The 13,363-nt window shown below is 32.4% G+C and carries 12 protein-coding genes; 9 read left to right on the top strand and 3 right to left on the bottom strand.

The window, feature by feature from the left end:
- Positions 1–83: 83 nt before the first annotated feature.
- The 5 genes from EKM79_RS01715 to gntK all read left to right on the top strand — a co-directional run bounded on the left by EKM79_RS01715 (position 84) and on the right by gntK (position 8,197).
- Positions 84–3,122 (top strand): bifunctional FdrA/YlbE family protein, encoded by a 3,039-nt coding sequence (locus tag EKM79_RS01715; RefSeq protein ID WP_125565411.1) that lies wholly within the window; start codon positions 84–86, stop codon positions 3,120–3,122.
- A complete protein-coding gene (locus EKM79_RS01710) occupies positions 3,091–3,954 on the top strand; it encodes an oxamate carbamoyltransferase subunit AllH family protein (protein WP_125565410.1) in 864 nt (287 codons plus the stop codon). The genes EKM79_RS01715 and EKM79_RS01710 overlap by 32 nt, the downstream gene beginning before the upstream one ends.
- A complete protein-coding gene (locus EKM79_RS01705; RefSeq protein ID WP_125565409.1) occupies positions 3,947–5,230 on the top strand; it encodes an MFS transporter in 1,284 nt (427 codons plus the stop codon). The genes EKM79_RS01710 and EKM79_RS01705 overlap by 8 nt, the downstream gene beginning before the upstream one ends.
- A gap of 145 nt (positions 5,231–5,375) precedes the next feature.
- Positions 5,376–6,605: a dicarboxylate/amino acid:cation symporter gene (locus tag EKM79_RS01700; protein ID WP_125565408.1), complete on the top strand. Its 1,230-nt coding sequence runs from the start codon at positions 5,376–5,378 to the stop codon at positions 6,603–6,605.
- 95 nt (positions 6,606–6,700) lie between these two features.
- Complete coding sequence (gntK, locus tag EKM79_RS01695) at positions 6,701–8,197, top strand: gluconokinase (protein ID WP_125565407.1); 1,497 nt, start codon at positions 6,701–6,703, stop codon at positions 8,195–8,197.
- Between the two features lie 29 nt (positions 8,198–8,226).
- Here gntK and EKM79_RS01690 read toward each other — a convergent pair whose 3' ends face one another.
- On the bottom strand, positions 8,227–9,051 hold the full coding sequence (locus EKM79_RS01690) for a helix-turn-helix domain-containing protein (protein WP_125565406.1): 825 nt from the start codon (positions 9,049–9,051) through the stop codon (positions 8,227–8,229).
- 136 nt (positions 9,052–9,187) lie between these two features.
- Between EKM79_RS01690 and EKM79_RS01685 the strand changes: the two genes are divergently transcribed.
- The gene (locus EKM79_RS01685; RefSeq protein WP_125565405.1) at positions 9,188–10,081 is read left to right on the top strand and encodes an MDR/zinc-dependent alcohol dehydrogenase-like family protein; all 894 of its coding nucleotides are present in this window, start codon (positions 9,188–9,190) and stop codon (positions 10,079–10,081) included.
- Between the two features lie 235 nt (positions 10,082–10,316).
- Here the strand turns inward: EKM79_RS01685 and EKM79_RS01680 are convergent, their stop codons facing one another.
- Positions 10,317–10,763, bottom strand: a complete 447-nt coding sequence (locus tag EKM79_RS01680; RefSeq protein ID WP_164505974.1) for a flavodoxin — start codon at positions 10,761–10,763, stop codon at positions 10,317–10,319.
- 31 nt (positions 10,764–10,794) lie between these two features.
- Positions 10,795–11,136: a Rossmann-fold NAD(P)-binding domain-containing protein gene (locus EKM79_RS01675; RefSeq protein ID WP_125565403.1), complete on the bottom strand. Its 342-nt coding sequence runs from the start codon at positions 11,134–11,136 to the stop codon at positions 10,795–10,797.
- 292 nt (positions 11,137–11,428) lie between these two features.
- On the opposite strand from EKM79_RS01675, the gene EKM79_RS01670 reads away from it, so the two are divergent.
- The 3 genes from EKM79_RS01670 to EKM79_RS01660 are packed head-to-tail and all read left to right on the top strand — an operon-like array spanning position 11,429 to position 13,125.
- Entirely contained in the window at positions 11,429–12,028 is a 600-nt protein-coding gene (locus EKM79_RS01670; protein ID WP_281273194.1) for an NAD(P)H-binding protein, read from the top strand.
- A gap of 10 nt (positions 12,029–12,038) precedes the next feature.
- On the top strand, positions 12,039–12,431 hold the full coding sequence (locus EKM79_RS01665) for a MerR family transcriptional regulator (protein WP_125565401.1): 393 nt from the start codon (positions 12,039–12,041) through the stop codon (positions 12,429–12,431).
- On the top strand, positions 12,424–13,125 hold the full coding sequence (locus EKM79_RS01660) for a hypothetical protein (RefSeq protein WP_125565400.1): 702 nt from the start codon (positions 12,424–12,426) through the stop codon (positions 13,123–13,125). Before EKM79_RS01665 ends, EKM79_RS01660 begins: the two co-directional genes overlap by 8 nt.
- The last annotated feature ends 238 nt before the right edge of the window (positions 13,126–13,363 follow it).

The raw sequence follows: 13,363 nt of genomic DNA, 5'->3' as shown, positions 1-13,363 counted from the left end.
GCATTCTTTTTACTTTTTTGGTAAATGAATATTTTTATGTTAGCGGTTACCATTGAATTTGTAATCAAGAAAGGGTGACACAAATGTTGTATACGGTTTTGAAAAATAATAGTTACCAAGATTCTATCAATTTGATGTTATTAACAACAGAAATTAGCAAAATGGAAGGTGTTAATAAAGTTCAAGTAATGATGGGAACTGATGCTAACAAGGATATCTTTAATAGTGCTGGTCTTCTTACTGATGAAGCTAAGGAAGCTAAACCAAGTGACATGATGATTGTCCTTGATACAGATGATAAATCTATTATGGATGATGTTTTAAAAGCTATTGATAAATTTATAGACGATCTTTCAAATAAAAAAACTAAACAATCAGGTGGATCTTCACATGCCACATCTTGGGATGAGGCAATGGACAAATTACCAGATGCAAATACAGCATTGATTTCAGTGCCTGGTGTTTATGCAGCTGATGAAATCGATAATGCTTTGGATCATAATTTAAATGCATTTGTTTTTAGTGACAATGTATCAATTGAAGATGAATCCAGACTTAAAAATAAAGCACATAAAAAAGGTTTACTAGTAATGGGTCCGGATTGTGGTACTGGAATTATAAGTGGTGTGCCAATGGCATTTGCTAATGTTATTAGATCCGGAAATATTAGTTTGGTTGGTGCTTCAGGTACGGGTATTCAGGAAGTTACAGCTGCCATCGAACGTATGGGTGGTGGTGTTATCCACGCCATTGGTACTGGTGGACGTGATTTATCTGATAAAGTTGGAGCTCGTACAATGATTGATGCTCTTGTTGGCTTGGCACATCATGATCCTTCAGAAGTGTTAGGAATTATTTCAAAGCCACCAGCAAAAGAAGTGCGTGATGAAGTAGTTAAGTTATTGCACGATATTGACAAACCAGTAGTTGCCATTTTCTTGGGTGAGAAACCAGATCACCACGAACAAGGTGTATATCTTGCACATACTTTGGAAGAAACAGCAAAAATTGCCATGGATCTTTCATTGAATAAAGAAGTAAAGAAAAATTATTATACTGCTGATCCAATAACTGATGTAAATCAAAAACTTAAAGGTAAGAAAATTAAAGGATTGTATTCTGGAGGTACTTTAGCATATGAAGCCGGGATGCTAATTTCAGAATCATTAAACTTGGGTGGAATTATTACCGATAATGGTTATGTTCTTAAATCAGATGGATATGATGTTATTGATTTAGGTGATGATATTTATACACAGGGTCGTCCACATCCAATGATTGATCCAAGTATTAGAATTCAGCAAATTGAAAAATTATCACACGATGAACAAACTGGTGTAATTCTTCTAGATGATGTTCTTGGATATGGTACTACAGATGATATGGCATCTGCCTTAGCACCATCAATTAAAGCAGCTATTAAAACAGCACATGATGACGGTCGTGAATTAGCATTTGTTGCAACTATTGTTGGTACAAATGAAGACCCTCAGGATTATGACGAACAACATCACATTCTTGAAGCAGCTGGAGTTACTGTTTGTGATACTAATGCTGAAGCAGTTCGTTATGGACTTAATTTAGTAGGAATGGATATTAATGAACCCGATAAAGAAGTAGTTCCTTACACACAACCACATGATCCAGTTCCAGAATCTAGTGAGGCAATTCTTGATTTACTTTATACAAAACCACGTGTAGTTAATGTTGGTGTTGAAAGCTTTAATGAACCTATTAATAAATACAACGGAAAATCAGTTCAATTTGATTGGAAGCCCGTTGCCGGTGGTAATCCTAAGATGATTAAGCTTCTAAAACAAGTTCGTCAATTAGATGGATTAAAGAAACAAAATGAAGAGATTCTTAGTTCATTCAAGAAATCAGAACCATACCTAGTTGATGTTGTTCCTGCTAAAAATGTTATTAAAGAATTAGCAGATGAAAATCATAAGACCTTGTTACACGCTGGTCCTCCAATAGCATTTAAGGATATGACTGAACCTATGCAGGGATCATGTATTGGTGCTGCCTTGTTTGAAGGTTGGGCTAAGGATGAAGATGAAGCTAAAGAACTATTGGATTCTGGTGAAGTAAGATTCATGCCATGTCATTCAGTTCGTGCAGTTGGACCTATGGGTGGAATTACTTCTGCTAATATGCCGGTTCTAGTAATTGAAAATCGTCTAAAGAATAATCAAGCATTCTGTACCTTAAATGAAGGTATTGGTAAAGTATTGCGTTTTGGCGCTTATTCACAAGAAGTTGTTGATAGATTGATTTGGATGAGAGATGTACTTGGACCAACTTTGAGTAAAGCAATTAAACAAACAGAAGGTGGATTAAATATTACAGTTATGATGGCTAAAGCTATCACAATGGGTGATGAATTCCATCAACGTAATATAGCTGCCAGTTTGGTATTCCTTAAGGAAGTTGCACCGTTGATTATCAAATTATCCATTAGTGATGATATTAAACAACAAGTTATCAAGTTCTTAGCTGACACAGATCAATTCTTCTTAAATATCATGATGGCAACTGGTAAGTCAATTGTTGATGCCGCACGTGTTCAAGAAGAAGGAACTATCGTGACAACAATGTCTAGAAATGGTATTAATTTTGGAATTAAAGTCAGTGGCTTAGGCGATAAATGGTTCGAAGCTCCTGTTAATACTCCTGAAGGATTATTCTTTACAGGATTTAGTCAAGATGATGCTAACCCAGACATTGGTGATAGTGCGATTGCTGAAACAGTTGGATTTGGTGGTATGTCAATGATTGCTGCACCAGGTGTTACAAGATTTGTTGGTGCTGGTGGTTTTGAAGATGCTCAACGTGTATCCAATGAAATGATGAAGATTTGTACAGAACACAATCCTAACTTCACAATTCCTACTTGGGACTTTAAAGGAACACCACTTGGTATTGATATTTGTAAAGTTGTTGAAACTGGCATCACACCAATTATCAATACAGGTATTGCTGGTAAGATTGCTGGTACTGGTCAAGTTGGTGCCGGAACAGTTCATGCTCCACTTGCTTGTTTTGAAAAGGCACTAGTTGCTTATGGTAAGAAGATGGGCTTAGTCGATGATGAAAAAGAGTTTGCTACAGAAGCATAATGAATTAAAAGGTGAGCGAAGTAATATGCTTCGCTCTTTTGTGGAGAATGAGCAGTCAGGAATTATTGATAGTATTTTTCAACATAGTTTTAATATCCAATTCCAAAATTTGTATTTTCATATAGGTAATTACTCAGGAGGATTATCGGTATTAGGTATAACCGTTAATTCAACGGAATTGAATGAAATATTAGATAATATTTCATTGGATGATTTAGTTATATATAAGAATAACGTATTGAAAATTTATTCATCTAATAAAATATTTCAAATTGATTTGCTAGATTTAGAAGAAGTCAATTTGAACATTCCTAAAGTTAATTTGTCGTTAAGTGAATGTGTAGTAGTTAGAGACTCTTTTAAAGAGCTAAAAATAAGATCCAAGATTGGTTTGGATGACATATCACTAAATTATATAATTCCTAGATTTAATAGAATTGATGATTTAAATAATTCTGATTTACGACAGTTGATAGGTTATATGTTAGGTAGAGGCAAAGGCTTAACTCCCAGTGGAGATGATATGCTAGTTGGTTTTTCGTCAGTGTTGATTAGCAGTGGCAATGAGTTAACTTCTAGATGGCTTGGTGTTCTAAATAGTTTTTCAAAATTTGGAACTACAAAAGTTAGTACAGCATACTTGGAAGCCGTTAAGAACGGCTATATAAGCAAGGACATAAAAAAATTAATGTTAAATATGAAAAATGATAAGTCAGAAGTAATTCATGGCATGCAAGATGTTCTTCAAATGGGACATACTTCAGGAGCAGATACGCTATTTGGGATGAATTTGGCAATTAATGAAATAATTGGAGGGAGCAATAATGGATAGTGAAGCAACGAAACCATTAAGCATTACGGATCGCTATAAAGCAATGAATGTTTCACAGAAATATTGGTGGAAAGTAGTAGCTTTATGTTTCTTTGGCTGGATATTAATGTATGCAGATAGAACGATTCTTAATCCAGTACAGACACAATTAGCATCACAGTTTAATATTAGTAATACTCAATTAGGAATAGTTAACAGTATTTTCTTCTTAACATACGCTGTTACGCAAATACCATTTGGTATGCTAGGGGATAAATTTGGAAGACGTTTGGTCATTATGATTGGATTTGTTGTATTCGGAATAATGACCTTTGTAAGTGGTATTGTTACTAGTTTTGCTTTGTTTTTAATTATTAGAGCAATTGCTGGTATTGGTCAAGGTTCGTATTATGGACCTCAATATGCCTTATCTACTGAAGCAATTCCTACAAAGGATCTAACATTAGGTACAGCTATTATCAATAGTGGTATGGCATTTGGTACCTCAGGTGGTTATTTATTATCAAGTACATTGGTACTACAAAATGGCATGTCTTGGCAAACACCGTTTTATATTATGTCAGTTCCTACTGTTATTGTTGGTGTATTGTTCTACTTCATTCTAAAAGAACGTGTTATCAGACCTGAGGATCAAGGTAAGACAAAAGAAAAATCAGAAAATGTTGAAGTACCAACTGAAAAGGTCAGTGTTGGCTCACTTTTTAAAAATCGTAATTTAGTTTTTGCTTACATAATGTGTTTCTGCTCTATTTATGCTAACTTCGTTATTATTACTTGGTTACCACAATTTCTTCAAGTTGAAAGAGGCTTTAAGGGAACAAGTGTTGGATTCATTGCTTCATTAGTTCCTTGGGCATCAATTCCTGGTGCAATTTTATTTGCACATATTTACGATAAGACAAAGAAAACTAAAGCTTTAATGTTCTTCTTAGTTCCGTTGTCATTAATTTCAGTATTTGGTATTGCATTTGTTACAAACAAGACACTATTAATTTTGGTGTTAATTGTTTATGGACTCACTGGAAAATTGGCAATTGATCCAATTCTTGTTGCCTTTGTTACAAAAAATGCACCAAGATCATCTTTATCCACTGCTTTAAGCGCCTATAACTTTATTGGTATGTCAGGTTCAATTTTAGCACCATATGTTACAGGTTGGATTTCTGATAGTTTTGGTTCAATGAAGATAGGATTCTATTTAGCAGCTGCCTTATTACTAATCGGAATGATTTTATTTGGATTTACAAGTGACAAAAATAATGTAAATGCTGCATAGTATAAAAAACACCTATCATGCTCTGGAAGTAAGTATGATAGGTGTTTCGATTATCAGCTTTTTTGCGACATAATTATTCAGTAATTTAATAGTTCTTAATTAAGGTTAAATCAGTCGAATGTTAGCGCCATGAGAGGTGAAAATCATGACTAAAAAAATAAAGATCTCAATGTCAGGTCAAATCTTAATTGCCATGATATTGGGAATAATAATAGGCTTAACTTTTAAATCATTTTCTAGCAATTTGAAAATAATTGGTGATATTTTTATAAAGTTGATTCAAATGGGAATTATATTGCTTGTTATGGGTCAGGTAATTGAAGCGGTTGGTAATATTAACCTAAGTCAATTTGGAAGAATGATTAGGCAAACTATTATTGTTTTTTTCACATCGTCTATTTTGGCAGCATTATGGGGCGTCTTGATGGTTATTTTATTTAAACCTGGAATAGGAATTTCAATAAATGGATTGTCAAACAATAATATTAAGGCTAATCAATCAATGTCGTTTTCAAAAGTCATTGCTGACTTTTTCCCTAGTAATATATTTGAATCAATGTCGAAAGGATCTATTGTACAAGTCATAGTTTTCTCCATTATATTTGGTATAGCATTATCAGCTTTTTGTCATTCTACCAATGAATTTCAATTGTTAGATATTTTAAAACAATTTAATCAAGTTATCCTCAAAATGATTTCATTGATTATGAAAATAGCGCCAGTTGGTATATTTGCCTTGATTGCTTCAGCTATCGGAAAATTAGGTATCAAGGTAGTTGTTCCAATGATTAAGTATCTATTAGTTTATGGATTTGCAACTTTGACTTATTTAATATTCTGGATTTTATGTATTACAATAGTAACAAAGCTAAACTTCTTAAATTTGATTAAAAATATGTGGAATATGTCATTGATGGCCTTAGCTACTACATCATCTGCAGTTACTTTTCCAACAGAATTGGAAGATGCAAAGGAAAAATTGGGGATTAAAGATAAAATTGCTCAAATTGTTTTGAGTTTAGGTATGTCTCTAAACTCTAATGGATCAGCTATGCATATGTCTATTACAATCATAACCATTGCACAAATTTATGGTATTCATTATAATGTGCAAACTTATATGTATATTGTTCTGCTAGCAACATTAGCTTCACTAGCTAATGCAGTTGTACCGGGTGCTGCACTGGTTTCGTTAGCTATAGTTATTCCACAAATGGGATTACCGGTTGAAAGCATAGCATTATTTGCAGGTGTTGATTGGTTTGTAGGTATGTTGAGAACCATATTGAATGTTGATTCAGATGTATTTTCATCTATACTTGTTGCACATAAGAATGATGGAATTGATACAAGGGTTTTTTATAACAATAATTAACAAAAATCTATTACGTTTAAATCGTAATAGATTTTTTGTATTCCACGATAATTAGCTTTAAAATGTAAATTACATTGTTGATTAGGAGATTAAATATGGGTTATGTAATTGGTGTTGATGTTGGAACAACTAGTACGAAGTGTGTGTTATATGATTTAAAGGGCAAAGTAATATCTCATTCCAACAAGGGATATAAGTTGTATCAGACTGAACCAGGTATGGCTGAAGAAGATCCTGATGAGATTTTTTCAGCAGTGATTGCCACTATTAAAGAAGTTGTTATTAATATCGATACCAGTAAAATAAAATTTGTCTCATTTTCGACGGCTATGCACAGTTTGATTTTAATGGATGAAAATAATCGTCCTTTAACTCGTGCAATTACGTGGGCAGATAATCGAGCTGCCAAATACTCAGATGAATTAAGTAAAAATGGACTTGGTTCAGAGATATATGCAAAAACAGGGACACCTATTCATCCCATGTCCCCATTGTCAAAACTTCTGTGGTTAAAAAATGAAAAGCCAACGTTGTATAGTCAAGCTAAAAAATTCATTGATATTAAGTCCTATATTTTCTATAAATTATTCGGAATTTATAAAGTTGATTATTCAATTGCATCAGCGACCGGGATATTTAATATTTTTAATTTAAAGTGGGAACCGCAAGTTTTGAACTTACTTAATATAGAAGAAACACGTTTGCCTGATGTTGTTAATACGACAGATTATGTGACAGGAATTAATAAAGAGTATAGTGATATTTTAAATATTAGTTCAACTGTTCCGTTTGTATTAGGTGCTAGTGATGGAGTCTTATCTAATCTAGGTGTCAATGCTATCGAAAATGGAGTTGTCGCCGTAACGATTGGCACTAGTGGAGCTGTACGTGTTGTTGTAGATAAACCAATAATTGATCCTAATGAAAAGTTATTTTGTTATGCACTTACTAAGGATAAATGGGTAATTGGCGGCCCAGTCAATAATGGTGGAATTGTTTTTCGCTGGGTTCGTGATCAATTATTCAATTCAGAGTTTAGTTATGATCAGTTGACTAAAATGGCAAGTAAAATTCCGGCCGGCTCAAATGGCTTACTATTTCAACCATATTTAGGTGGTGAGAGAGCACTGATTTGGAATGCATATGCACGTGGATCATATTTTGGACTAACCCGGCAACATACTAGAGCTCATATGATTCGTTCAGCTCTTGAGGGAATTGTTTTTAATTTGTATTCAGTTATGTGTTTGATTGAAAGTATTACTGGTAAGCCTGCTAGAATACAAGCAACTGGTGGGTTCGCTAGGTCTGAATTGTGGCGTCAGATGTTAGCTGATATCTTTAATCAAAATGTGACAATACCTGAAAGTTTCGAGAGTTCTTGTTTGGGTGCGGTGGTTCTAGGATTTTATAGCTTAGGATATATTGATAATATTTCAGAAGTAAAGAATATGATTGGAATTACTGATGTTTTGCGTCCTAATGCTGATAATGCAAAGATTTATGAGAAACTGTTTCCAATTTGGAAACGAGTTACTGAATCGCTAGAACCAGAATATAAAATGATTACAGAATTCCAGCAAGATTTATAAATTGCGTAAGCAATCAAATTAAGTAAAAATCAATTAAATTCAAAGATTTTTTCTTTGAACAATTCGGTGAATATTTCAGCTCTATTTTTAGAGTTTAGAGCTAAAGTATCTTTGCCTTCTATTACTAGAGTTTTTGCAAGTAAGTAGTATAAATTAGCTAGCATATAATGAGAATTATTTTTTGTAGCAAAGTCGATGCCTTGGTTAATCCAATTAAGGGCATCGATATTTTTTTCTAGTAAGATATTAGAATATGCGGCCAAATAAAAAATTATAATCTGATTGTGTTCAAAATTAGAAATTTCAAATTTTTTAAAAGCCTCAGTTAGATATTCCAGCGATTTATTCTTATCTTTCTTTTTAGCATAAAGTGTAGACATTGAAATAAAAATTAATCTATCCAATGTTGTTAATTTAGTAGGATTTTTATGTTCAGCCATTGCTAACTTTAAATTATACTCAAAGTTGTCCAGGTCATTGTCTGCTTGTATATATGAAATACTTAGATAGTAATAATAAGCTTGAGCCTGTTGTTCGTTATTTATGTTTTTAATTGTTGTTTCAGATAGTAGAAATTCTTTCAATTCAACATACTTATGATTATTACAAAGATTCTCAATTGTATTATTAAAATCATTTAGATTGCTGATTTGATAATTATCATGAAGGCTTAATGAATTCATGTCAATTTTTAGTCTTTTGCATAATGAGATTAGAATTTGGGAATTGGGAATGTATTTGCCTTGCTCAATGGAAGATAACATTGGTTGAGAACAAATATTTTCACACGTGTTTTTTTGTGATAATTTCAATTCAATTCTACGTGCTCTAAAAATTTCACCTAGATTATTCATTTGATCTCCAAATTTAAACGTATTTTGAAATAAGTATAACTATGTCTTAATTGAACCGCAATGAATATAAGAACTCTTATTATCGATAAATAATGTTAATTGCTATATTTTCCCTAAAGAAAAGGAGAGATAGTAAATGCAAGCAATTATTCAAGATACTTATGATGGAATTGAAGGTTTAAAAGTAAAAGAGATATCGGATCCTAAAGTAAGTCCGTTATCGGCACTAATAGAAACAAAATTTACTCCGGTATTGCCATATGATTGGCGGACTGAAAATGGTGAATTGAAATCTATTCGTCCAGTTAAATTACCCATAGTTATCGGCTATGGATTTGGGGGAATTATTAAAGATGTGGGCAGCTTACGAAGTAACAATTTGATTGGTCAAAAGGTAATTGGTGCCACTATGTCGGGTTCTAATAGTACATTTGTAGATTCAAGAATTCCACCATTATTATTTAAAGTACCAGAGAGTGTTGATTTATCCGCAGCGACCACTATTATTGGTGGCGCTGATACTGCACTGGGTATTATAAACAAATTAAATATTAATAATCCTGATAAAGTTCTGATTACCGGTGCTTCAGGTGGGATTGGAACGTATTTAATACAGTTATTAAAACTAAGAAATGTTCAAGTAGTTGCTATTGGTCATACGGAAAATATGGATTTTTTGAAAAATGTTGGGGCTGATGTGTCTATTGATTACACTACAAATATATCTGAACTACTTTTACAGAATAAGGATATTACTAAAGTTATCGATACAGCCGGTAGTGTAGAATTATTAAACGTTATTTCACGCATGTTAAGTAATGCAAAAATAGTTTCAATAGCGACTAATTTGATAGGTCAATTTATTCAACCTAATATTTTTCCGAAGGATTACGAAAAATTGTTAGATATGTTAAAAAACAAAGAATTACATTCCTATATTCAAAATATATATGATTATAAGGATGTTAGATTAGCACAAACGACGGCCAAAAATAATCACTCGAAAGGTAGAACTCTTTTGAAGTATTAGGGTGTAAATATGACAATTATTGAAATAGAACAATTAGTTTGGACACTTTTTAGTTCGTACCTGGTTATTCAAATAGTACGAATAGGTTTGATTGTTGGAGTATTTCTATATTTTAAGAAAAGAATGGATAAGTAGTTTGTTATTATAGTGTCTATATTTTTATACAAAAAGACCAGTTCGAGAAATCTTCAGAGATTTTCACGATCTGGTCTTTTTCATGTTTTGATTATAAACATTACTTTAATCCATTTGTAATTTCATCTTCAGAGTTAGCTCTGAAGCCTTTTTCTAGTTTAATATTTTTATCCTTTATCATTCTTTGCACGTACGGAACGGTGATTTCGAAGGTACTCGAACCACTAGTTGAAAATGGTACAATCGTTTTGTTGCTTACGTTGAATTTGTCGAAGAAGCTATTTATTACCATAGGTGGTTGTTCGTACCAAGTGGGATATCCTAAATAGATTTTGTCATAATTGTCTAAGTTTATTTCACTAGAAATTTCGGGATGAGTGTCAGTGTCACGTTGCTTTTGTGCGAGTGCAGCTAAGTCATCAAAGTTTGTTGGCCAAGCTTGATTAACATTTAAAGGTTTAATATCAGAACCAGTTTTTTTGGCAATTGATTCAGCGGCATTTTTGGTATTTCCTGATAACGAAAAATAAATAACAATAGATTTCAAAATAATTCCTCCTTTAATTAAGAACAGCGTATCAATCAATGGGATCTAGTATTTTGTAGTTTAATCCTGATAATTTTAAAAACTCAGTTGAAATATTATCCACCCTAGAATTTGTGTTGGAGAGTTTATCAAGTAAAATTAATTCTTTTACTTGATAAATTTTCATTGATTCAACAATCGTAGGAATTAAATCTATGTTGGAACTTTCATCTAGAGTTACTATGACAGTATCTTGACCCTTCATAGCAGGATCTAGTACATTTCGATTTAAAAAGTTTCTTCCTATAATAGTGGTTCTAGATCGACTATCAATTAGATTATATATTTCTGAATTATTTGTTACTGGGGTTCCCAAAATTAAAACATTATTCATAAGCTGCTCCTTCATTAGCTATATTTATATTTTAAACCAATAAGAATATGAAATGGTGATTATTTTCACATTCATTATTATTCGAAGTATGTTTTGCTAGTCTGTCTAAGTTAACAGATTTGAAAAAAGGATAAAGATGAATTCCAATAATTCATTATAATAATAAACCTTCAAGTAGGCTTTATAGCAATAGTTATTAGAATAAATAAATATAAATAAATGTCTTGCTTTAAAGTGTAGTTTAAGGTTTATATTAATATCATAGAATGAATCGAGAAGGAAACAAGAGGCGATTATAATGGAAAATGTATTATTGATTGGTGCTAGTGGATCAATCGGTTCAGTAGTTAGAAGAGATTTATTGAATTCGAGTGATAATCATTTGACTTTGTTCGTGAGGGATTCCAGTCGACTGGGAGAAATTGATGAGAAACGTGAGACGGTATTTTCTGGAGATGCCACAGATCCTAATGATGTTAATGTGGCGGTCGAAAATCAGGATGTTGTTTTTATTAGCGTAACTGGGTATTTGCCATTAATTACTCAAAATGTTGTGGATGCCATGCATAATAATGAGGTAAAACGAGTTATTTTGATTAGTTCTATGGGAATTTATAATGAAATTTCGGATAATGATAGTGAAAATATTGAACCCGTATTAGTTCCTTATCGTAAAGCAGCAGATATTATAGAAGAATCTGATCTTGATTCAACAGTTATTCGACCGAGTTGGTTCGATAATAATACTGACCTGAATTATCAAATTACATTTAAGGGCGAGACGTTTGTCGGTAGAAATGTTTCGAGAAGAAGTGTTGCAGATTTAGCAACTCGTATTATTAATGAACCTACGCTATATCAAAATGAAAGTCTTGGAATATCAAGAGCTTAGAGGTGTTTAAATGAATATAAAAGAAGTAGCTAAAAAATATGAACTCAGTGAAGCAACAATTAGATACTATGAGAAGGTTGGTTTGATCCCACCTGTTCATCGTAATAATGTTGGTTATCGAGATTTTACACAAGAAGACGAAAATTGGATCAATTTTGCCAAATGCATGAGAATGTCTGGAATGTCGGTTGAATCATTAGCTGAATATATTTCGCTTTTTGGTCAAGGTGATTCTACAGTAGCTCGTCGCAAGGAAATTCTTGAGGAGCAACGTTCTTTGATCAAGTCTAAGCTTGATGATATGCAGAATACATACGATCGTATTTCTATGAAGATAGATACTTACGATGAACACTTGGCAAAATTTGAAGAGGAATTAGAGAATCAAAAAGAAAATGTCTAATGTAACTTATTATTCAGTGATGAAGAATGATTCATTGATTCAACCGTGGACTAAGAGTAGCAGGGAAGTAATTCAAACTTTGAAACGCGATAGTAAGGGTGTTCTTATAAGTTTAAAAGGTAACTCGAGATTATCATTAGATGATTTGATCGATATTGGCAAGTTGAGCATTTATGATCAGGAAACGATGGATGATTTTATGAATGAAAAAACTTGTGGGGATGTTTATTTAGATAATGCCTTTACTTTGATTGATGATTTGGAGTTAAAGTATGGTATTAAAGATTCCAAATATTCATTTGAAATCTATTTAGCAACAGCTCTGGCTAAGAAAATGCAAACATCTCAAAAAATGAGCTGGATCTTGATGACATCCTTTATTTCTACTCAAAGCTCCAAACTAGCCAATTTTGTTTTAGATTATCCTGGTAATGATTGGGAACAATTTGACAGTGAGTTTTTTGATAAATTACTAGAAAAGCCATACGGTGCGCCATTCGTAGAACAAAATCGAATTTACTCTACTTACTTTGGGCCTGAATTATTCGAATATAATTTAGTAGCAAAGGCATTTCAGGATCTAAATGAGTTAAGAAAAATGAGTAATAATACTTTATCCTTGAATAAATTGCAAAACCAACATTCGTTTGAGCTTATTAGAATGAGCTTTGAATTATTGAAATATTTTTCATAAGATGAAAAATAGTAAAAAGCCTATATTACGGGCTTTTTTATTTTTGCCTAATAAACTATTAAAAAAAATTTCAAAAAAACCTGTAAATTATAATAATTTTTCTGAAATTTTACGTAGGCGGTGTTTATTGATACGATAGGTTTTTACTTATCAATTGTTTCATTTGTGTTACTTATATTACGTAAAGTTCAGTTTTTGTAATATTATTTAGGTTTATATGTAATGTAACCCTGTTATA

It is taken from the genome of Companilactobacillus insicii (assembly GCF_003946015.1).
GTDB classification, from domain to species: domain Bacteria; phylum Bacillota; class Bacilli; order Lactobacillales; family Lactobacillaceae; genus Companilactobacillus; species Companilactobacillus insicii.
This window is presented reverse-complemented; position numbering and strand designations above follow the sequence as displayed.